The 20525-nt window shown below is 60.2% G+C and carries 18 protein-coding genes and 3 pseudogenes; 12 read left to right on the top strand and 9 right to left on the bottom strand.

Annotated elements, in window-relative coordinates:
• The first annotated feature begins 8 nt into the window (after positions 1-8).
• Together AC13QY_RS06135 and AC13QY_RS06130 are read left to right on the top strand one after the other, a co-directional pair.
• Positions 9-1046: an ABC transporter substrate-binding protein gene (locus tag AC13QY_RS06135; protein WP_488492921.1), complete on the top strand. Its 1038-nt coding sequence runs from the start codon at positions 9-11 to the stop codon at positions 1044-1046.
• 16 nt (positions 1047-1062) lie between these two features.
• Positions 1063-2207 (top strand): annotated as a pseudogene (locus tag AC13QY_RS06130) (acyl-CoA dehydrogenase family protein).
• A gap of 37 nt (positions 2208-2244) precedes the next feature.
• On the opposite strand, the gene AC13QY_RS06125 reads toward AC13QY_RS06130, so the two are convergent.
• Together AC13QY_RS06125 and AC13QY_RS06120 are read right to left on the bottom strand one after the other, a co-directional pair.
• Positions 2245-3846, bottom strand: a complete 1602-nt coding sequence (locus AC13QY_RS06125; protein ID WP_488492920.1) for an ABC transporter substrate-binding protein — start codon at positions 3844-3846, stop codon at positions 2245-2247.
• 327 nt (positions 3847-4173) lie between these two features.
• Positions 4174-4752: a TetR/AcrR family transcriptional regulator gene (locus AC13QY_RS06120; protein ID WP_488492919.1), complete on the bottom strand. Its 579-nt coding sequence runs from the start codon at positions 4750-4752 to the stop codon at positions 4174-4176.
• A 138-nt stretch (positions 4753-4890) separates the two neighbouring features.
• Here AC13QY_RS06120 and AC13QY_RS06115 point away from each other — a divergent pair, with 138 nt between their 5' ends.
• From AC13QY_RS06115 to AC13QY_RS06075, 9 genes are all read left to right on the top strand, one after another.
• Entirely contained in the window at positions 4891-5625 is a 735-nt protein-coding gene (locus tag AC13QY_RS06115) for an SDR family NAD(P)-dependent oxidoreductase (RefSeq protein WP_488492918.1), read from the top strand.
• Between the two features lie 60 nt (positions 5626-5685).
• Positions 5686-6453, top strand: coding sequence for an SDR family NAD(P)-dependent oxidoreductase (locus AC13QY_RS06110; protein ID WP_488492917.1), 768 nt, complete (start codon positions 5686-5688; stop codon positions 6451-6453).
• A complete protein-coding gene (locus AC13QY_RS06105; protein ID WP_488492916.1) occupies positions 6425-7081 on the top strand; it encodes an NADPH-dependent F420 reductase in 657 nt (218 codons plus the stop codon). The genes AC13QY_RS06110 and AC13QY_RS06105 overlap by 29 nt, the downstream gene beginning before the upstream one ends.
• A gap of 10 nt (positions 7082-7091) precedes the next feature.
• Positions 7092-7712 carry an NADPH-dependent F420 reductase gene (locus AC13QY_RS06100; RefSeq protein ID WP_488492915.1) on the top strand — a complete coding sequence of 207 codons (621 nt, stop codon included), beginning with the start codon at positions 7092-7094 and terminating at the stop codon, positions 7710-7712.
• A 138-nt stretch (positions 7713-7850) separates the two neighbouring features.
• Positions 7851-8840, top strand: a complete 990-nt coding sequence (locus AC13QY_RS06095) for an AraC family transcriptional regulator (RefSeq protein WP_113331638.1) — start codon at positions 7851-7853, stop codon at positions 8838-8840.
• Positions 8841-8897: 57 nt separating this feature from the next.
• The gene (locus AC13QY_RS06090; RefSeq protein ID WP_488492914.1) at positions 8898-10106 is read left to right on the top strand and encodes an MFS transporter; all 1209 of its coding nucleotides are present in this window, start codon (positions 8898-8900) and stop codon (positions 10104-10106) included.
• A gap of 431 nt (positions 10107-10537) precedes the next feature.
• Entirely contained in the window at positions 10538-10777 is a 240-nt protein-coding gene (locus tag AC13QY_RS06085) for a hypothetical protein (RefSeq protein ID WP_488492913.1), read from the top strand.
• 986 nt (positions 10778-11763) lie between these two features.
• Positions 11764-12273: an HIT family protein gene (locus AC13QY_RS06080; RefSeq protein ID WP_488492912.1), complete on the top strand. Its 510-nt coding sequence runs from the start codon at positions 11764-11766 to the stop codon at positions 12271-12273.
• A 621-nt stretch (positions 12274-12894) separates the two neighbouring features.
• Positions 12895-13065: a hypothetical protein gene (locus AC13QY_RS06075; protein ID WP_488492911.1), complete on the top strand. Its 171-nt coding sequence runs from the start codon at positions 12895-12897 to the stop codon at positions 13063-13065.
• A gap of 187 nt (positions 13066-13252) precedes the next feature.
• Here AC13QY_RS06075 and repC read toward each other — a convergent pair whose 3' ends face one another.
• The 3 genes from repC to repA form a co-directional block, all read right to left on the bottom strand.
• A complete protein-coding gene (gene repC / locus AC13QY_RS06070; protein WP_488492910.1) occupies positions 13253-14476 on the bottom strand; it encodes a plasmid replication protein RepC in 1224 nt (407 codons plus the stop codon).
• 187 nt (positions 14477-14663) lie between these two features.
• Positions 14664-15698 (bottom strand): plasmid partitioning protein RepB, encoded by a 1035-nt coding sequence (repB, locus tag AC13QY_RS06065; RefSeq protein ID WP_488492909.1) that lies wholly within the window; start codon positions 15696-15698, stop codon positions 14664-14666.
• Entirely contained in the window at positions 15695-16918 is a 1224-nt protein-coding gene (gene repA / locus AC13QY_RS06060) for a plasmid partitioning protein RepA (protein WP_069614999.1), read from the bottom strand. Before repA ends, repB begins: the two co-directional genes overlap by 4 nt.
• Positions 16919-17273: 355 nt before the next feature.
• On the opposite strand from repA, the pseudogene AC13QY_RS06055 reads away from it, so the two are divergent.
• Positions 17274-17474, top strand: a pseudogene (locus AC13QY_RS06055) (IS6 family transposase); the annotation flags it as partial.
• Positions 17475-17553: 79 nt separating this feature from the next.
• On the opposite strand, the gene AC13QY_RS06050 reads toward AC13QY_RS06055, so the two are convergent.
• From AC13QY_RS06050 to AC13QY_RS06035, 4 genes and pseudogenes are all read right to left on the bottom strand, one after another.
• Positions 17554-18672, bottom strand: coding sequence for a serine hydrolase domain-containing protein (locus tag AC13QY_RS06050; RefSeq protein ID WP_488492908.1), 1119 nt, complete (start codon positions 18670-18672; stop codon positions 17554-17556).
• Between the two features lie 124 nt (positions 18673-18796).
• A pseudogene (locus AC13QY_RS06045) lies at positions 18797-19001 on the bottom strand (integrase); the annotation flags it as partial.
• A 275-nt stretch (positions 19002-19276) separates the two neighbouring features.
• The gene (locus AC13QY_RS06040) at positions 19277-19444 is read right to left on the bottom strand and encodes a hypothetical protein (RefSeq protein ID WP_156090777.1); all 168 of its coding nucleotides are present in this window, start codon (positions 19442-19444) and stop codon (positions 19277-19279) included.
• Positions 19445-19550: 106 nt separating this feature from the next.
• Positions 19551-20447, bottom strand: a complete 897-nt coding sequence (locus AC13QY_RS06035; protein ID WP_488492907.1) for a LysR family transcriptional regulator — start codon at positions 20445-20447, stop codon at positions 19551-19553.
• Between the last annotated feature and the right edge of the window lie 78 nt (positions 20448-20525).

The following is a 20525-nucleotide window of genomic DNA, read 5'->3' as shown; positions in this document are numbered from 1 at the left end:
GAACGATCATGACCAGCAATGCCATTTCCGAAATCTGGTACACGCGCTGCCCCGTTCCGACCCCTGTGGGGCTTGCAGCGCAGCTCGGCTATCTCGAAGACGGCTTTCGCGGCGAAGGCGTCACGCTGAAATCCATTATCGACTCTCCGGATCGCAACATCCGGCAGAGCCATTTCAACCATACGCTCGATTGGTCCTTCCGCCATGGCGGCAACGTGCCGCCCATTCGTGCGCGCTCCGAAGGCCGTCGCACGCGCCTTGTCGGCATTACCTGGACGGATGAGTTTCAGGCGATCATCACGCTGCCGGGAACCGGCATCAAGACGACCACGGATCTCAGGGGCCGACGCTTCGGCATCGCCCGCCGCCCCGAAGGGATCGTCGATTTCATGCGTGCCACGGCGCTCAAGGGATTGATCTCGGCCCTGTCGCTCGAAGGCTTATCCATCAACGATGTTGAGATCGTCGAGATCGCGCTAACCGATTCCGTGCTCGCCAGCCAAGAAGGCCCCTCCCTCTTCGGTCTTAAGCGCCGACAGGCCTATGGCGAGGAGATTGCCGCTCTCCTGCGCGGCGAGGTGGACGCGATCTACGTCAAGGGAACCGCCGGTATCAATGTCGCCAATCTCATCGGCGCGGTGCAGGTTGCCGAGTTCGGTTTTCATCCCGATCCGAAAATCCGCATCAATTCCGGCTCGCCGCGCGTGCTGACCGTCGATGATCGATTGGCCGACGAGCGCCCCGATCTCGTGCGCAAATTGATCGAGGCGATTTTCAAGGCAGGCGCCTGGGCGGAAGCCCATCCGGAAGAAACCCGCCGCTTCGTGGCGCGTGAGTCCGGAGCGACGGAGGAGCAGGTTCTTGCCGCCAATGGACCGGAAATCCATCGCCATCTCGGCCTGGGATTGGAACCGGAACTCGTCGGCGCAGTCGAACACTACAAGAATTTCCTGCGCGACTTCGGCTTCCTGGCCGGCGATTTCGATATTGGCGAATGGGTGGACCGCCGTCACCTCGAGGGTTTCGCCACACGCGCCGTCGCCTGAACCACGTTGTAACGAAATGACAGAGACCATTGATGATCTGATCGGCAAGGCGAAAAACCTTGCCGAGGACTTTTCCAGCAGGGCCGCGCATCACGATGCAACGGGCGCCTTCCCTTTCGAGAATTTCGACCGGCTTTTCGATGCCGGCCTGCTCGGCCTCGTCAGCGACCGGGATCATGGTGGCCACGGCGAGGGCCTGACATCGGCGCAGGCCATCATCAGCGAGATCGCCCGTGGTGAACCCTCGACCGCGCTGGTGCTCGCCATGCACTACACCTCGCATTTTACTATCCGCCGCCTTGGCAAATGGCCCCGCCATCTCGCGGAGCGCGTCCTGTCGGCAAACAGGCAGGGCGTGGCGCTGATCAACAATGCGCAAGCCGAGCCGCGCATCGGTTCGCCCGCCCATGGTGCCCTGCCCGAGACGATCGCGCGCCGTGATGGCGATCGATGGCGCATTTCCGGCCATAAGAGCTATGTGACCGGCATCCCCGTGCTGAAATGGGTGTCGCTTCTGGCCGTTACCGACGAGGAGGAACCGCGCCTTGCCTCATTCCTGGTGCCGACCGATGCCGCCGGCTTTCGGATCGAGAAGAGCTGGAATGCGGCCGGCATGCACGCGACGGCAAGCGATGACATCATTCTCGAAGACGTATCGGTACCGCTCGATGATCTCATCGAGGCGCAACCGGCCAGCGAACCGATCCGCCGCGACGAGCATGCCGCCGCCTTCTTCTTCGGCTTGCTCGGTGCGGTTTATCATGGCGTTGCCAGAGCAGCGCGGGACCGCGTTCTTGGCTTCGCGAGCACGCATAGTCCTGCCAGCCTTGGCGCACCAATCGCGACGGTGCCGCGCGTCCTGGACGGCCTCGGTGAAATCGAGGTGCGGCTTGCGACGAACGCCCGGCTGCTGCGCTCGTTTGGGGAAGATGTCGATGCCGGCCGGTGGGAATGGACGGCATGCATGTTCGCCATGTCGTCATCGACAACGCCGTCGCGGTCACCAGTCTTGCGCTGGAGCTCGCCGGCAATCCCGGCCTCAATCGCGACTTCCAGCTTGAACGCCATCATCGCGATGCGATCACCGCCCGGGCGCACGCGCCGCAAAGCCATATGATCCGCGCGATCGCGGCCAGGAACGCATTGAACCGGCTTGGATAAGCCGGCTCCCGTTCACAATCGGCCCTGCCTCCCCTGTTCAGGCGCTTGGGCTCAGCCATATCTGGCCGAAACTGTTGTTGATGCCTTGCGCCCCGGGCGCGAAATTCTTCACGCGCTTGTTGGCAACGATCTGCGCGCCTGCCGCCACCAGATCGACGGAAACCACGTCGTCGTGGATGATATGCTGGAACTTGTACCAGAGCTGCCGGCGCTTGGTCTCGTCCGGCTCGATGGCGGCCGCTTCAAGAACCGCGTCAACCTCCGGGTTTGAATAGTGACTGGCATTGGAGAAGACCAGGCCGATCTTGAAATTCTTCGACCAGTAGGCGCGCTGTACGCCAAGGGTCGGATCGAAGGTGTTGGACAAGGATTCGATCACCAGATCCCATGCACGATCCGTATAGACCGTCTTCAGGAAGGTGGCGAGATCGAGCTTGAGTATCTCGGCATCGATGCCGACCGCGGCAAGCGACTGCTTGATGAAGTCGGCATAGGAGGGCTGCAGGAATGAATTATAGGCAAGCCGCAGTTTGAAGCGCGTGCCATTGGCGCCGCGCGGAAAGCCGGCATCGTCGAGCAACTTATTGGCAAGCTTGAGATCGGGCACACGCGCCTTGATGCTCGGATCATACCATTTCGGCAATGCCGTGCTGATCGGGCTTGGAGAAACCTGCGCATAACCGAAGAGGGCGATGTCCACGAGCTTCTGCAGATCGATGGCATGCGCGATCGCCAATCGCACATCCTTCTTCTTGAGAATCTCGTTCTCATAATTGAAGAACAGCTGCTGCTGTGGTCCGGAATAGGCGTAGGTCGTGGTGTCGACAACGAGGTTGGTATTGGCCTTCAGCCGCTCGATGTCGGATAGCGGCACGGGATTCGCGCCAATATCGATCTCTCCCGTCTCCAAAGCCGCGGCCCTTGCCGCCGGGTCGAGGATGACGCGCAGGACGACGCGATCGAGATAGGGTTTCGGCGCGTCCCAATAATTCGGGTTACGGTCGAAGATCAGATGGCTGCCAGGCACCCATTCCTTGAGGATGAAGGGACCTGTGCCGATCGTCTGTGCGAGGGTCGGCTGCTCGGTCGGCTTGAAGGTCTCGTAGACATGCTTCGGCACGATCGGTGATTCCGAACTGCCGAGCGCCGAAATCAGGTAAGGGGCCGGCTTGGACAGAACGATGACGGCCGTCAGCGGATCGGGCGTTTCGACCGACATCACGTTCAGAAAGGTGATGCGCCCGCGCGGATGTGCTTCCTTCAGGCGAAAGATGGTGAACTTGACATCCTCGGAGGTGAAGTCCTTGCCATCGTGCCATTTGACGCCCTTGCGAAGCGCGAAGGTGTAGCGCAGACCATCGTCGCTTGCCGACCATGACGTCGCCAGAAGCGGCTTCGGGTTGAGATCGTAATCGAAATCGAGCAGTCCCTCGTTGATTTTCGGTCCGATCGCCTGGCCCGTACCGGAGGACGTGTTGATCGCGATCAGCGCCGTCGGATCGGGATAGTAGGCCCAGTTCAGGGTTCCGCCGCTCACCGGCGTCTCTGCGGCGCTTGCCCATGACGGAGAGCCTCCCCAGGCAAGACCCACGCCGCCAAGGAGCAGCAATTGGTTGAAGTGACGGCGATTGATCGACATTTGCTCGCTCCGAAAATTGGCGTTACCGGGCACCAGCCCCGTCGCGGAAATGATCGTGTCGAAACCCGAAGATCCAAAGGCAGTTTTTCTAGCGTGAGGCGAAAGCAATCCTTCCCGCCAGCATTATCTGGCGTTCGCCGCATGGAGCGGTGCAGACGTCCACTCCCCTTCCGATCACTAGAAATCATGTGGGTTGGCGGCCGCATTTCATGGCGTTCGCGCGGCCGCGTCAGGTTTCCGCTACTCAAAGGCGTGGCTTTGTGCCAGGCGGCGATCCAGTCCGCTTCGTTGCGTGGGGCAATTTGAGGAAAAGTGCCCGGATCTTATTCAACCCGCTGCCTTCTTCACATCGTCGCGAGGCCAATGTGTCAGGATGGCGCTCGCCACGAGGTGAACGAGATGATCCGCCCGTGGCGCGAATGAGGGTTGATCGACCGCCCAGCCGAGAGCCGTTATCAGGGCAAACAGGTCGTCCCCATTCATATCGGGGCGCGCCGTTCCCTCGGCCTGGGCGCGCAGCAGTAGTCGCGCGCCCGCCGCGTGCACGGCCGCGCACGAGGCATAAAGGGCGGAGTCGGGGTTCGTATGAGCGGCCGCCATCATGGCGACAACGCCCCTAGAGCTTTGGGTGAATTGCACCAATTCTCGAAACCAGGAGAGAAGTGCTTCGTCGGCCGAAGTCGTCAGTTCGAGTTCGGCTGCCCTCCGGGTGAGTGCGTCCAGATGGGTACACAGCAGCGCTTCGAACAACGCCTCCCGCGTCGGGAAATGACGGAGCAGCGTGGCCAAGCCGACGCCGGCCCGGCGGGCAATGTCACGCATCGACGCGTCCACACCATGCTCGGCGACAACGTCACGCGCGACGGTGAGAATTTGGCTGCGATTTTTTTCCGCGTCGGCTCGCATGGACTACCTTGCTAAATGGATCAGTGATCCATATATGTGGATCGGCGATCCGGTTATGAAGCGGATCAGTGATCCATTAGATAGCGTTCGTCGACGCAAATGACAACAGGCGCTGTCGACAGGACGGAAGGAGAAGTCATGGGAAAGCTTGAGGGTAAGATTGCGGTCATTACGGGTGGCGCTACCGGCATTGGCCGCGCCGCGGCGAAGCGGTTCATCGAGGAAGGCGCCTTCGTGTTCATTTTCGGCCGCCGGCAGGAAGCGCTCGATGCGGCCGTGGCCGATCTCGGGCCGAATGCCCGCGCGGTGAAGGGCTCGGTTTCCGATGAAGCCGATCTGGATCGGCTCTATGCGGCGGTAAAGGCGGAGCGCGGAAGCCTCGACATCGTCTTCGCCAATGCCGGGGCGGGCAGCCCGCTTCCGCTCGGCAAGATCACCGCCGAGCATATTGACGAGACTTTCGACACCAATGTGAAAGGCACGATCTTCACGGTCCAGAAGGCGCTGCCGCTGATGGGCCGGGGCGGTTCGATCATCCTGACCGGATCGAGCGCCGGCACCACGGGCGCCCCGGCGTTCAGCGCCTACAGCGCGAGCAAGGCGGCGGTGCGCAATCTCGCGCGGACCTGGGCCGAGGACCTGAAGGGCACGGGCATCCGGGTGAACGTGCTGTCGCCCGGGGCGACGGCGACCGAACTCGCGAAGGAAGCGCTCGGCGAGGAGGGCCAGAAGGCCTTCGCCGCGATGACACCGCTCCAGCGCATGGCCGATCCGGCGGAGATTGGAGCAGTGGCCGCCTTCCTCGCGTCCGACGACAGCAGCTTCATGACCGCCAGCGAAGTCGCCGTCGACGGCGGCCTGGCTCAACTCTGACGTGCCACGCACGGCCGGGTCAGTCATCCAATTATGCATACATCCACGGAAGGAAATGAAATGGCACATCCTCTCAAAGGAAAAACCGCTCTCGTAACCGGGGCGTCGCGCGGCATTGGTCGTGCCATCGCCGAGCGTCTCGCAAAGGATGGCGCGACGGTCGGGCTAACCTACAACACCTCCAAATCTGGCGCCGACGAGGTGGTGGCGGCCATCGAGAATGCTGGAGGCACCGCGTTCGCGATCCACGCGGACCTCGTTGACCCGGCGACCGTCCCGATCTTATTCGAGAGACTCGACGACGAGTTCACCAAGCGAAACGGAAGCAAAGCCCTCGACATTCTGGTCAACAACGCCGGCAACTCCGGCTGGGTTGGCTTCAAGGACGCGACGCCGGACAGTTGGGACACCCTGATCGCGGTCTATGCCCGCGCGCCCTTCTTCATCATTCAGGCGGCCCTGAAGCGTCTCGCCGACGGCGGATGCATCATCAACATCTCTTCCGCCGCCGCCACGAAGCCCGTGACGGCCGCGCCTGTCTACTCGATGGCCAAGGCGGCCATCAACAACCTGACCCATGCGCTGGCGGCGGAACTGGGACCGCGCGGAATTACCGTTAACGCTGTCGCGCCCGGCTACACGCGAACGGATGTGAACGCCGCCATTCGAGAAAACCCCGAACTCGTCAAGGCGATCGAGGCCGAAATCGCGATGGGACGCTTTGGCGAACCTTCGGAAATCGCCGCCGTCGTGGCGTTCCTGGCCTCCGATGACGGCCATTGGGTGACGGGCCAGACGATTGAAGCAAGCGGCGGCTACAAGCTCTGACCGCGCCGAACAATCGAAGGAGAATATGATGAGCTACGCGATTATCGGCTTCGGCAATATCGGCCGAGCTCTGGCCAAAGCGTTTTCCCGCAACGGCATCGAGGTATCCGTTGCAACCACGCGCGACCCTGCAAGCGTCGCATCCGATGCAGCCGCGATCGGGCCCGAGATTATTCCCAAGACCCTGACGGAAGCTATAAAGGCGGATGTTATCTTTCTAGCTGTCCGCTTCGAACAGCACCCGGAGGTCGCCAAGGTGCTGTCCACATGGCAGGGGAAGACGATCGTCGATGTGACCAATGCCTACGGCGTGCCTCCCGAGAAACTGGGAGGGCAGCCGTCGTCCAAATTCGTTGCGCAGGCCTTCTCCGGTGGAAGACTGGTCAAGGGCTTCAATCATCTGGCTGCCGCCGTGCTCGACCAAGATCCGGCCGTGCATGGTGGCAGGAGAGTCGTGTTCCTGGCGAGCGACGACGGCGGCGCGACAGCGGAGATTGCCGCGCTTGCCGAACAACTCAGTTTCGCGCCGATCAACCTTGGCGGCCTTTCGGAAGGTGGACTGCTCGTTCAGGCGCACGGCAACGACTGGGGTCATCTGATCTTTAAGGATCTGGTCAAGTTCGATTGAGGAATCATGCATGAGCACTATCAGCATCAGTGGATCCGGCGGCATGGCCGCGGCAATCGGCGGCCTTGCCGCCAAGGCCGCGCATACCGTCGAGGTGGCCAGCCGCAATCCCGCCAAGGCGCGGGCGCTCGCCGAGCAGATCGGAGCCGGAGCGACGACGGCGACTTATGGCGCCGCTCCGACCGGGGATATCGTCGTCCTGGCAGTGCCTTACACCAGCGCCGCGGCTGTGATCGCCGATTACGGGAACTCGCTTGACGGCAGGGTGATTATCGACATCACCAACCCCGTTGCCACCGACCTTTCGGGTCTCGTCACTCCGCATGGCGGTTCTGGCGCGCAGGAGATCGCCAAGCGCCTCCCTGCCGGAGCGCCTGTCGTGAAGGCGTTTAACACCATCTTCGGTCACGTGCTGGCCAAGGGTGGACGCCTCGACGCGTTCATCGCAGCCGACGACACGAAGGCGAAGGCACGCGTCTCGACCTTCCTCGAAAGTCTGGGGCTCCGTCCGTTTGACATTGGTGGCTTGCACATGGCCCAGACGCTGGAAGCGCTCGGCTTGATGATGATCAGCCTGGCCAGGAACGGCGCCGGCACCTGGGATTTCGCCATGAAAATCGATCTTGGCTGAACCATCGGCGGCGGGCCGGATATTGGGGCCCGCGTTTGACGGCATCCGTATGATTGAGACAGCGTTCCTTACTGGAGCGACCACATTTGCATCGCTGACGCGCTTGAATGCTGGACGCTTGAGACCTAAATTGGCTCGATGCTTGATCATTCGTCTCAACCATTGTCGCCGTCAAATGTCCCAATGGACGCCCTAAGCGAAGTCCTGCAAGACTTTCGTTTGAGTGGCGTCAATTATGGACGCTGCGAACTCAGACATCCATGGAGCATCGCCTTTCCGCAACAACAGCTGCTTCGTTTTCACTTTGTCAGCCAGGGTCCGTGCTGGATCCATACCGAAGCGCAAGGATGGCAGGAATTGAACGATGGCGATCTGGTTCTGCTGCCGCAAGGCGTCGCACACCGGTTGGCCAGCGCGCCAGATGTCGAGGGTGACTCGCGCAAGAGCTGCCAGATAACAAGATTGGGAAGCAACGTATGCGACGTGGTGCGGGATGGAACGGGTGCGACGAGCACCCTCTTCTGCGGCTCCATGGTCTTGGGGGCGCATGCACTTAATCCCTTGGTCGCCTTGATGCCGCCAATCATCAAGGGCTGCGATGTGGCCGGCAATGACCCGATCGTTGGCCCCCTGCTGGCGGCCATGTCGGCGGAGGCGACACAGCCACAGATGGGAAGCGCGACCGTCTTGTCGCGCATGGCCGACTTGCTCGCGGCACGGCTCATCCGCTGCTGGGTCAATTGCAGCGGGGGCTCGACCACCGGCTGGCTCGCCGCCATCCGCGATCCCCATGTCGGTCGTGTGCTGGCGGCCATGCACCGAGACCCCGGCCGTAACTGGACCCTCAAAAGTCTCGCGGGCTTGGCGGGTCAATCGCGTTCGATCTTCGCCGAGCGCTTCAACGCCATGTTAGGAGAAGGCGCGGCCCATTATCTCGCCCGTTTGCGGATGCAGCTTGCCCGCGACCTGTTGGGGCAAAGCGGCATGTCAGTCGCCGAAGTTGCTTCTCGGTTGGGCTATGAATCCGAGGCATCCTTCGCTCGCGCCTTCAAACGCATCACCAGCGTCTCACCGGGCGTTGTGCGACGCACAAATTCCGGACGAATGGACATGGATTTCGGATTTTAAGACACATACCGTCCCGAATAGTTCGTCTATGACCTCTCCTAACTCAAGGAGACACTTATGACGGACACGACATCGCAACTTGATGGGGTAGCCATTGACCCGGATACCCCGGAACCATCCACATGGAGCGCGGCGACCTGGTTCGCCGTCCTTTCAATGGCGGCCACCAGCTTCGCGCTGGTATCGGCTGAATTCCTGCCAGCGGGTCTGTTAACCCCGCTGGCGCGCGATCTTGCGATTACCGAGGGAACAGCCGGACAGGTCGTCACCGCCACAGCTTCCGTCGGCGCTGTCACCGCCCTATTGAGCAATGTTCTGATCGGCAGGCTGAATCGCAAGACGGTGTTGGTCGGCCTCAGCGCCTTGGCGATCGGTTCCAATGTCCTTGCGTCATTGGCGACGGATTTTTGGCTATTGTTGTTGGGCCGGGCTGGGCTGGGCATCGCGCTGAGCGGTTTCTGGGCGCTTTCAGTTGCCGTCGTGGCGAGACTGGTCGGCGCCAATTCGACAGGTCGGGGCATGGCTATCGTCACCCTCGGCGTCTCGCTCGCCACCATAGCCGCGCCCTCGGTTGGAGCTTTGATCAGCGACTGGCTGGGATGGCGCGTGGCAATGGCGATGACCGCCGGACTTGCCGCGCTCGCCATGCTGCTGCAGCTACTGAGCCTACCAACACTGCCCGCGAGCACAAGCAACAGCCTCGCCGACGTTTTCCGGCTGACACGGCGGCGTAGCATTCAGCTCGGGATGCTTGCCATTCTTTTGCTGATGACGGGCCATTTTGCCGGCTCGGTCTATGTGCGTCCCTTCCTCGAACAAGTGACGCTCCTTGAAACCAGATCGATCGCCCTGGCTCTGCTTGGGTTTGGCATCGCTTCCGTGATCGGCAATGTCGCCGGTGGCCGAATGGCCGACGCCAGCATCCGCCTGGCCCTCGCTCTCACGGCGGTGCTGATGGCGTTTGCCACACTTGCTTTGGTGCTTTGGGGCGCTCAAACCGGTATTGCCTTCTGCCTCGTCGCGCTTTGGGGCTTCGCCTTCGGCATGGCACCGGTGGTACTGCCGACCAATCTTTCCCGCGGGGCAGCCGACGCTTTGGAGGCGGCCGGCAGCCTGATGGTCGTCTCTTTTCAGGTCGCCATCAGCATCGGCGCGGTTTTCGGCGGCTATATCGTCGATCGCTATGGCGCTGTCGGCCCTCTGACGCTTACCGCCATCCTAGCCGTATCGACACTCGCCTTGGCGCTGACGCAACCTCGCGGCTAATCCTTGCTTCTGGATTGAGAAGCAACCGCGATCGAACCGAGGATGCCATGAGCCTCGGCCATCCGCAGGCGCCGAGGCGGCAATCCAAGTAGCGCACTTGTGGCGCTCCGAAGACGAAGCCGCCGACCGTCGCCGGCGGCCCAGGCGATACTCTTGACGGGAATCGAACTTTAACTCCTGCCGCTTGTCTTAATCGCCCCAGAGACAGGATAGCGGTATCGCCGCAAGATTATCAGCCAATGGCAGGATCTTGTCGTCGTCGTACAGAATCCAGGCCGCCGACGAAAAGCGAGCGATGCCACTAGGGCGTCGTTCGCTTCGAGTGAATTTTTGCAGATGCCGCTAAACCACCTGTTCCAGCCAGCCAATTCTCCGGAACTTCCTTGGCCTGCGCGGGTTCTCCTTCCCACGGAACAAGGAGTAGGAACATCATGACCGACGAACTCAGTGCTGGCTTCACAGGAAAACCCACAGAGCCAACGACCGGTGTCCGGAAGGTCGCAAAGGGTGCCAAGGACGCTGTTGTCCGTGAGAGCACGGCAGTGGTCTCGGGCGCTTCTGAGCATCCGCACACAGCAACCGGAATTGTCCTCACGATTGGCGCCCTCGCCTTCGCGATTGGTTACGTTCTCGGGCGCGATGCGTCGTCAAATAAGTCTCGATGGTGGTGATGGGAACTGGTGGCGTGCGCCGATCTTCTCGAACGGCTGCAAGCACTATGGCACTATGGCCCGATGAAACAGAAGCACGGTGATCCCGCGCTGGCACCGCACCCGGAAGGAGCGCGCTCGCTCCCGCCTCCGCCGTCGTAGGCTCGCGTTGCGCGTTCGGGGCGCGGTTCTTGACAACGCCGAAACGCCTTGTGATGTCGTCGCTTTGCGACCCACGATCGTTATGGTCGGTCGCCAAGCTACGCGGCGCATATCGCCTCCGTGTTGGTCGCCGGGCGACGCGCACCTACCAAGACCGCCCTTCTAATAGCCGCCGTTTGAAAAACCCTGACAGCTGTCAGGGTTTTCGCGCGACCACCAAAGCCAAACCAGACTCGCTCCAGCGAGAAAAAGAACCTCCCAGATTGGGTGTTGAAGGTCGGCCCGCCAACCGGCCGGGATCGTTCGTCGCGCATACCGCCATTACCGCTACCGCGCTCAGCGAAGTTCCGACACATTCGTCGAGCATACGCGGCTTTCATCGGGTCGCGATCCGATGAAAATAAAAGCCGGACTGCGTCGGCGCGATCCGCCTTCCCGCGCGGCTTCTTCATTCGCGCCCCCAATCCCAGGACCTTGCTGTTCCATGGAGCCCTCCTCCGGCAGCTCGTTTACGGCGGAAAGCGGTATCATTCCGCGACCCGTGGTGCTTTCAACGACCTTCGGCCCTCGCCGCCGTGCTCGGCCGCCGCTGGATGCCGCTCGCAGACAGGGATCGACATCCATGGAAGACCCACGGGAGCGATCGTCTTGCTGGAGCGGTCTCTTTCACCTCGACCGCCAGCCCGGCAGCAGCTACACAAGCTTCGCGATCGATGCGGCACCCATAGATTCGCCACTCAGCTTCGGCCATCGAAAAGCGAGCTTGCCGGTTCGGGCCAATGTTATGCACCCCCGGCCAGAAGCACAAATAGCCGACGAATAATAGCTGACACCAAGGAGAAGACATGACGACTGCTTCACGATTTCTGATCGGCGAGAGCGACGGATGGCTTGTGAGCCACCGCGCGAATTCGGCGCTCCCCGGCTATCTCATCGTCGCGTCCAAGGGATTGGCCAATGACCTCTTCGATTTACCCGATAGCGCGCTGCGCGAGATCGGCCCGCTGCTGGCGCTGTCTCAAGCGACCCTCAAACGAGAGCTAGGCGCTTCACGCGTCTATATCGGCAGATATGGCCATATCTCCGGACTTGCCTTTCATTTCCATGTCATCCCCATCTACGATTGGGTGGAGAAACTGTTCTGGCAAGATGGCCGATATCGGATCCTCGAACAATTCGCCGAGAGGGAGGGTGAGACCGAGACGGATGGGGCGGAACTGACCCTATTCGTCTGGCGGGAGTTCTGCGAACGCCGGCGGGCGCCTCCGATCGAGGGACCGAGCGTTTCTAAGACCATCGCTCTCCTGCGCGAGACGATGGGGTATCGCCTGCGAGCCATCGAGCGATCTCGCTAACCGACAATTTCCTTGACTAATCGGCCTCGTTAGCGTGCTATATCGCACGAGACGGACGAAATGCTTCGCTTCTCCTGCCCAAATTTGGCGCCGCCTAAATATCTGATTCTCAAAGAGAATTTTTCCATCAAGAAACTATCGCGGTATTAGCTTCCATGAGCCATACACTATCGACTGAAGCTTCCGAGGCATGGAAACGCGCTCTTCCGCGAGCGGCGATTTCTCTCCCGGGATGGGGTAAAACAGCCTGCGGACGGGCATTTTTTTGTTAGCTTTTGGATAAATTCCGCCCAGATTCGCCAATCACCAGATAGCTCGGACGGATAAAACTCCTGGGAGTTCGTGCTCGCTCGCTACCAAGGCTCCAGTTGCGGCCGGCGAGTGGTAGGCCAGCGGCGAGAGATCGGGCGATGAATGCGATCGGCCGGGACCGAGTTTGGCCAATGTACCTTAAACCAAGCTCCTTTCGCGTTCACCGCGGACGGCTCCTCGATTGGCGCCGATCTCCAGATCGCATTACAAAATTGTAAGGGTGCTATTCATTTTCGGTTAAGTCTCGATCAGTCATCAAGTTCATGCGTGAACACGCAGCATCAACCCCCAATGCTTACGAGGTTTAACATGAAAAGCCTTCTTCTCTCTTCCGTGATCGCCCTGGCATCCGTTGTCGCCGTCAGCGTTCCCTCTCAGGCAGCTCCGTTCCATCGTCATCACCACGATTGCTTCGTGAAGACGGTGAAGCATAAGGTTCATGGCCACTGGGTCGTCCGCAAGGAACGCGTCTGCCGTTAATCCAAGGCACCGGTCTAGGCCGCCGCCGAGTTCCGGCGGTCAATGGACGGCCATGGCTGAAAGATTGGCTTTGGCCGTTTCAATTGATGGAAAGGACTGTCATGCCGCCCGCTCGCTCGGTAACGTCCGAGGCTCATTCCAAGGGGGTATTTCAGATCGTCGACACCCTGGAAACTGAGGCAACCCATCATGAAACCCTCGATATAATATCGCCATCGCCGATATTTGCTCGAAGCAATGCCATGAGCGCGGGACCGAGTGAAAATTCACCGCGTTTTGCCTTTGATGTGAGATCCCGCAGATAAGCGCCGGCCGAATTGATATGCCCTGATCGCTCGAGAATACAAGCTATCGTCGCGGCGGCGTTTTCCGGCCCCATTATCTCGCAAGCGTGCTGATAAGCCGAAGCACCGACGCCCAGCATCGATCGCACGACAACGGCCGCCGACATCAGGTCCCGCCAGCTGTTGATACCGCCCGTCGGTCCATAAGAGCCTATTTCCGGGCACGCCTTCAGGACGAGGGCTAAGGGGAATATTCGCATCGGTTCCTTCCGGGAACCGCCTCTTTCTATGGACCTCGTTTCCAGCTTTGTTCGAAGACTTGGTTCAAGTTCATTAAGGGATTCGGGATTCGAACTCTGTATGTGCTGCTCACCCTGGGCATCATTGGTGCTATAATTTTCAATTTCTTGCTGTGTTTGCAAAAGGTTGATGATCTCGCCGCGAAGAAGCTCCATGTCCTCGAGAAGGGAGATGATCTCACGGATCGCTGGTGAACGAGGAATGCGGGCGACGATGGCGTTGTAGCTGTCCTCGATCAGCGCCCAGTCGCCCCCCATGCCTTCCGCGCGGGCCGCCGTGATCAATTTGCGGACGTCGCGCCGGCAGATCGTCAGGCTTTCCTTGGCTCGGCGCAGCGCCATCCGTTCCGCCACGACCTGCTGGGCCGTGATCGCAAGCTCCTCGGCGCGCAGCAGCAGCGGTGAGATATCGAAGCCGAATGCGTTTTCGATCTGGCCTGTCCGGCCTTTTCTCGCATAGCGCTTGCCATTGGCGCTATCCTTTCTAACGATCAGGCCAGCCTCGACGAGAAGCGCGAGGTGCCGGCGAAGCGTGGCGCCCGCGATGCCGTGAGCGCGCAAGGTCAGCTGCGCGTTGGATGGAAAGACAACAAGCTGAGCGTCCTGGCGGAGCTCGTTTTCCGGATGGAAGCTCAACAGGGCGTCAAGCACGGCAAGGCTGCGATCCTGCAATCCGAGTTTTTGTCGCGCTTCGGATACGTCTCGAAAGACTTTCCATTTATCGACCGACTTGCCGGGTTCGATCCTGTTCACGGCGATCTGTCGCCGAAGCAGGGCAAGCGTCATCGGCCGCCGCCCAAAAGGCGTCGTTACACTTCCATTCTGCATTTTCCTCACCTTCAAGAGGCAAAAGAAATACGATCACCAAAAACGGTGCCAAAGACTCTTGACTGGGATTCGAGGAAATGCGATTCTTCAGTTGCTACATTGAAGAGAAGGCTTCCACGACGGCAACGTTTGGGGGCCTTTTTTCTTTTGCTAGGTTTCCTTTCCAATCAGAAAACCCTGACAGCTGTCAGGGTTTGCGTTTGTCTCTCGAGCGAGTGAAACGCTCGACAAGGTCGGGCAACTCCTCCTCGACAAATCTCACGAATTCCGTACCCAATTTGCCCTCGGCGGAGATTCGAACCTCCCGGGGCGAGGTCATGAACACACCAAGCCTCGCTCCCGATCCATCGGAAATCGCGATCTGGGTATTGCGCGCCTCGGGCGAAGGCTTGATCGCCTTCAATGCCACCTGAAATCGCTGGTCCGAGGTTTCATCGGCGTCATTGACGCCGGAGAGAGCGGCGCGCACCACTTCAAGGGCATTGGGGGCCGCGGATATTGTCTTGGCCAACTCCAGCCAACGCGGTCGACCAATCTTCGGAGCCCTGCCAATCGCTTCGATGATATCCGCCGGGATCGTGCGATAGACGCTGCGCATTCGCGCGAGCTCCGCGTCCTCGATGGAAAGAGCCGCGTAGATGTGGCGTGCCTTGATGCCCGCATCGTCCATGCGCGAGGCGAACAAGGCGCGTTCAATCCATGTTAGATCTTGACGGCTCGCGTTTTCAATACCCTGGGCCAGCACCAGGTCGAGATCGGATATCTCGACCTCTATGGCACGGACGACGCGGCCTAGTTCGAGGGCGGCCCGCCATCTGCGATGGCCATAGACGACTTGATACCGATCGCTCGAGGTGGGGTGCCGCCGAACCTGGATCGGAACTTTCTGGCCTTCCTCCTCGATGGAGCGCTTGAATCTTTCGAAATCACCCGGATCGTCGTCGGGCAGGCGATCCGGATAGGGCGAGGCATCGATCGCATGTGGATCGAGGTCCTGAATCCAACCCTCGCCGGATTCGACAATGGCGCGCAGTCGATCGCGCTCCGCGCGGATATCGCCGATCGCGCGATGCGCGGCACCGATCACTCCGGCACCGACGCGTCCAGGCTGCGCGGGGGCGGGGCTCGAAGGCGACGGTTCTGGCGTGCTCTCGCCGCTTTCCAATTCGGCCGAAAGCAGGCCGAAACTGGCGACGATGGATCGTCTCGGGCTCTTGCTCATTCACGCCCCCAACTTGCATTGATGAGATGAACGATGGCTTCGTTGACGGCGTCCACGGCCTCGCGGGCGCGCTTGTGCGTGTCTCGGCCGATCTGCCCCATCTCGAGTTCGTAGAGGGAACGCTTGGCGAGCCCCGCGGCCTCGACGGCGGTGCTCTCGATCGCCGTCGGCAAGAGAACATCGGTACCGAAGAGATGACGCAGCATCGCCACGACTTGCGATTGCGGCGCATCATTCGGGTCGTGGCGCGTGATCAGATAACGGATGAAATCCTGGTCGAGCTGCGCGCCGCTTTCGTCGAGCACGCTGATCAGATCGCCCATCATGAGCAGGAACTGGCTCATCGATGCCACGTCCAGCATGGCCGGATGCACCGTGATGATCATGCTCGTGGCGGCGTAGATGGCGCTAAGGGTCAGAAATCCGAGCGACGGCGGCGTGTCGAGGATGACGATGTCGTAATCCTCCTCGACCTCGGCAAGCGCGAGCTTCAGGCGCTCGAAGAAGATGGCGCCGGAGCCGGACCTTTGGGCGAGAACCCGCGGCGTCTCGTGCTCGTACTCCATGACTTCCAGGTTGCCCGGAATGAGATCGATGCCGTCAAAATAGGTTTTGCGGATGATTTCGCGGATCGAGCGCCTCTCGGTCGCCTCGTATCTGAGCGCCGCATAGATGGTTTCGTTGGCGCCGACATCGATTTCCGGCTGGGCGCCGAACATGGCCGAAAGCGACGCCTGCGGATCGAGGTCGAGCGCCAGCACGCGATAGCCATGCAGCGCGAGATAATGCGCGAGGTGAACGCAAGTGGTCGTCTTGGCGCTGCCACCCTTGAAGTTGGCGATCGCCATCACCTGCAGATGTTCGCCTGGCCGGCGCCGAGGCAGGAAGCGAAGGGCTTCCGCCGGCTTCTGCTTGGCGAACAGCTCCCGCAATTCGTTGATCTGGGCAAGCGTGTAGACGCGGTGATTGTTCTCCAACCTGCTCGGGGTGGGGCCTCGGCCCTCGCTCGACATCAGCTTCAGGGTCGAATCCGGGATCGAGGTCAGCTTGGATACTTCATTGGTCAGGAACTGGCGCAGCATCTTCTCGGATTTCGGCGGATACATCCGCGTTCTGAGCTGCTGGAGCTGACCAGACAGCACAGTCGCATGGCGCGCGATCTTGCTGCCTGCGTTTTCCTTTGAAGGAGCTATAGTCTCCGTGCGGTTCGCTATCGCCATTTGTCCCTCTTGGCGGCCTGTCGCCGGTTTGCCGACCTTTGCCCGCCAGAAGGTAGAACACGATTCTGTCAGGCCGTCCAGAGATTAACGGTTAATGACCGGTTAACGTGTGACAGCCAAGACCTTGGCCTTTGCTATTTAATGCACTGCTTTTCTTCAATTTTCCGCGGTAAGTCGCCGAAGACGATCGCGGCGATGACTCACACCTTTTGATGGCAAGGCGCGGCTACCGTCGATCGTTCGACGCATATCCGGCTAAGATTAGCGACGAGAATCACTCTACCGGCGTGGGTGAGTCGCCCTCGTTGGCGCCGGCTTAACGACTTTGTCTTGAAGGAGCCGGTATTTGCTGCCCATGACCGAAGCCCAGCCTGCTCACTTCGAACGCCACCCTTTTCCCGCCGAGATCATCGCCCATGCGGGGTGGCTTTGTCACCGTTTTCTGTTTAGTTTTTCGCGATGTTGAAGACCTGCCAGCCGAGCGCGGTATCGACGTTTCGTTCCAGACCGTCACAGAATGGCGGCGAAGCTCGGTCTAGAATTCGTTCAGCAGCTGCCAGGGCAAGACCGTAACGGTCAAGCTTCCGTCGAGCCGCTAGCTCTTGGAACCGATAGATGCTTTCGCGCCGGAAGCATTAAACGCCATAAATCGCCCGAACGATATCTCGTGGAAAGGCTCCCATGCAGCCTTCAACCGCCGTGTTGGACATGATCGCCGCCGAAATGCCTTCCAAGGGATCGATGAACCAACTGTGTCCATAAACGCCGCCCCAGCTTACCGATCCCTTCGCCATTGGAACCTCCGCCAAGACGGGATCCCGGATCACCGCACCCAAAAACGAGAATCCTTCTCCTGGTTTGCCCGGGCGCGGGATGTCGCCAATCTGGTTGAGAAGCGCCGCCCTTGCGGTCTCCGCCTTCAAGATGGGCGCGCCGCCGCCGCGAATGGCTTCGAGGAAGGTGATTAGATCCGGCGCCGTGCCCACCATGCCCGCTCCGCCGGATTGGAAAGCCTTCGGATTGAATAGCCTCGTCGGCGCAAAGGTAAGCAGGTTGCCGCTATCATCCGGAACCAAATGGCGATCGCTCATTCTGACGGCCGTCGGAGTGGCATCGGCGTAGGGCGTGGCAAGTCGCTCCGGATCGCTCACCGAAAAACCGGTGTCGCTCATGCCCAGCGGTCCCGTTACATGACGACGCACCGCCTCTTCCAGGCTGCAAGCCTCGATCCGTGCTATGACCGCTCCAAGAACGTCAATGGCGATCGAGTAAGACCAAAGTTTGCCCGGTGCGCCCAGCAGCGGAAAGGTCGACAGTCGACTGAAGTTCTCCTCGAAGTCGAGATCCGTGTCGGCGAGGCCAGCGTTGAACATCCGTTCGGGCGGTGTTGTCTTGGGATCCGCTCCATAACCGAGACCCGCCGTGTGAGTAAGCAGGTGCTGGATGGTTATATCGGCGATCTCTCCATCTGGCTGCCGGGGTCGGAAATAGGGGAGATAATCTCGGGCGAGGTCGCTAAGCGCCAGCCTGCCCTTGTCGACAAGAGCCAGGGCCGTCGCCGCCACGAGCGGCTTGGTCACGGAAGCGAGACGGAATATCGTCCGCGTATCCGTGGCTTTTTGGGTTTCTCGATCGGCATGACCAGCAGCGCGGCTATAGACGGTTTCTCCGTTTTTGACGACGATCACGACAGTGCCGACGATCTTGCCGGACGTGATCGCCTTTTCGATAACCGCGTCGATCCCTGTCTTCATCGCAACCATCCTCCCCGTGCTCCCGAATAAGCGGTCGTAGAACCGCATATTCCAGCTTGGTTCGCAAGGCGGCGCGGCGCCGATAGCGTCGTGTCGAGCTACAAGCGAAGCCGGATACCGTGACCTAGACGATCAATCGAGCCGCCGGGCCGTTCTTCCGCACGGCATTGTTGTAATAGCTGGCGGCCTGCGCGACTGACTGACTTATGCAGGGAACGCTGCATCGCCTCCCGTCGGGGTATGCCTCGTTCCACGGTCTCGGTCAGATAGCGCGGGCCGTGTGCCGAGAACGCCTCTGGATCGAGGCCCGCTTGGCCGTGACGCGTTCTTCACAAAAGCACATGTGATCCGCGGATCATCGCCAGTTTCGCTCCAAGGCCATCAATACCTGGCGGTAATCGCTTCGCCGATCAAGGCGTGAAATTCAGGGCGAACTACTATCGCGTCTCAAGCACGGTTAAGACGGCGCCACCTTTCGACACCGCCTCCGTAGAAACATCGCGCGAATATCCGTTGTGGACGAATCATCACCATCCCTTGTCGAAGGCCGAGTCGGCTCTACTTTGCGAATCATCAATGATTTGTGGGGGTTAGTGATTTTGAGTTATGATTGGAGCGGCGTCAGGACCCGGCGCATCAAGGCGATCAAGATGGCGGTTTCCGTGGGGATCGCCTTGGCGATTCTCGGCACTCCGACGATGCTTTGGCTGCATGGTTCGTTTTGACCACCAAGGCGCTTGAACCGTCCGCGGACGACGCCGAGCAGGTTCATGTCTAGCGCCTTTCGGACAATGGGGTTGGAATGCATAATCGCATTCTTGGCGATGAGAGCGGTCGCTTTCATCGCGCAATGCCCATGCGTTAGGCCTTTAACTCGATTACCAGTCGGCCTGCGAGCCGTGGAATTCCAGATTCTTCGATACATGATCGATGAAACGGGCCAACAGCGGGCTCGCATGTTCGCGATGCCAGCAGATTCCAACCGGCCATCTTGATTCCGGTCCGGAGAGAGACTGTTTGTGGCTGGACCCCGCCAATGCCTGCACGCCACGCCAGGGCAGGAATGCCGCGCCCAGGCCGGCGGAAACGATGGCGTGCACGGTTAGTAAGTCGTCGGCATATTGGGCGATGCGAGGCTCGAAACCGGCAAGCGAACACCAGCGCCTGATCTGATCATCCAGTCCCGGTCCGCGCGATGGCGAAAGCGCCACGAAGCCAAGCTCGTTCAACTCCGCCAGCCGATCCTGGGCCGGTATTGTCACCCCGCTTGGAAGCACCAGGGCCAAGTGCTCTTCGATAATGGGCATGAAGGCCAGGCCGCTATCCTCCTCCGGCGCCCGGCAGAAGCCGATATCAAGCCTGCCGTCGAGCAGGCGCTGATGCTGTTCCCGCGATGGCAGATCGTTGAGCGTGATGCTGCAATCGGGCGTCGTCGCACGAAAGCCGGCGATCAGCCGCGGCGCCACGACAAGGGTCGATATTCCAAATCCGATGTCGAGGTATCCGGTAAGGCCGGCCATGGCGCGATGCATCTTCCGGTCGACATCGTCGTTCAATTGAAGAAGCGGGCGTGCTTCGCGCCGCAGAAGTTCTCCGAGAGGCGTCAGTTTGGCGCCATGGCGGCCACGCTCGAACAATGCTCCGCCGATCGCGGCTTCCAAGGCTTGAATCTGCTTGGTCAAGGTCGATTGGGTGACGAACAGTTTCGCCGAAGCCTTGCCGTAGTGGCCGGTGTCGATCAATTGAACGAAGGATCGGAGGAGCTTTATTTCCATTCTGTCCAGGAATAATTTCAATCGATAAAGTCATTTTACGAAAGAGAAGCCGCATGGTCAAATTGCTTCATGGCGAAA

The sequence above is a fragment of the Martinezella sp. CNPSo 3795 genome, from assembly GCF_057784475.1.
This window is presented reverse-complemented; position numbering and strand designations above follow the sequence as displayed.

Excerpts from the sequence above, each read along its gene's own strand:
- AC13QY_RS06135 (WP_488492921.1), top strand. The coding sequence starts at position 9 with ATGACCAGCAATGCCATTTCCGAAATCTGGTACACGCGCTGCCCCGTT.
- AC13QY_RS06125 (WP_488492920.1), bottom strand. The coding sequence starts at position 3,846 with ATGTCGATCAATCGCCGTCACTTCAACCAATTGCTGCTCCTTGGCGGC.
- AC13QY_RS06120 (WP_488492919.1), bottom strand. The coding sequence starts at position 4,752 with ATGCGAGCCGACGCGGAAAAAAATCGCAGCCAAATTCTCACCGTCGCG.
- AC13QY_RS06115 (WP_488492918.1), top strand. The coding sequence starts at position 4,891 with ATGGGAAAGCTTGAGGGTAAGATTGCGGTCATTACGGGTGGCGCTACC.
- AC13QY_RS06110 (WP_488492917.1), top strand. The coding sequence starts at position 5,686 with ATGGCACATCCTCTCAAAGGAAAAACCGCTCTCGTAACCGGGGCGTCG.
- AC13QY_RS06100 (WP_488492915.1), top strand. The coding sequence starts at position 7,092 with ATGAGCACTATCAGCATCAGTGGATCCGGCGGCATGGCCGCGGCAATC.
- AC13QY_RS06095 (WP_113331638.1), top strand. The coding sequence starts at position 7,851 with ATGCTTGATCATTCGTCTCAACCATTGTCGCCGTCAAATGTCCCAATG.
- AC13QY_RS06090 (WP_488492914.1), top strand. The coding sequence starts at position 8,898 with ATGACGGACACGACATCGCAACTTGATGGGGTAGCCATTGACCCGGAT.
- AC13QY_RS06085 (WP_488492913.1), top strand. The coding sequence starts at position 10,538 with ATGACCGACGAACTCAGTGCTGGCTTCACAGGAAAACCCACAGAGCCA.
- AC13QY_RS06080 (WP_488492912.1), top strand. The coding sequence starts at position 11,764 with ATGACGACTGCTTCACGATTTCTGATCGGCGAGAGCGACGGATGGCTT.
- AC13QY_RS06075 (WP_488492911.1), top strand. The coding sequence starts at position 12,895 with ATGAAAAGCCTTCTTCTCTCTTCCGTGATCGCCCTGGCATCCGTTGTC.
- repC (WP_488492910.1), bottom strand. The coding sequence starts at position 14,476 with ATGCAGAATGGAAGTGTAACGACGCCTTTTGGGCGGCGGCCGATGACG.
- repB (WP_488492909.1), bottom strand. The coding sequence starts at position 15,698 with ATGAGCAAGAGCCCGAGACGATCCATCGTCGCCAGTTTCGGCCTGCTT.
- repA (WP_069614999.1), bottom strand. The coding sequence starts at position 16,918 with ATGGCGATAGCGAACCGCACGGAGACTATAGCTCCTTCAAAGGAAAAC.
- AC13QY_RS06050 (WP_488492908.1), bottom strand. The coding sequence starts at position 18,672 with ATGAAGACAGGGATCGACGCGGTTATCGAAAAGGCGATCACGTCCGGC.
- AC13QY_RS06040 (WP_156090777.1), bottom strand. The coding sequence starts at position 19,444 with ATGAACCTGCTCGGCGTCGTCCGCGGACGGTTCAAGCGCCTTGGTGGT.
- AC13QY_RS06035 (WP_488492907.1), bottom strand. The coding sequence starts at position 20,447 with ATGGAAATAAAGCTCCTCCGATCCTTCGTTCAATTGATCGACACCGGC.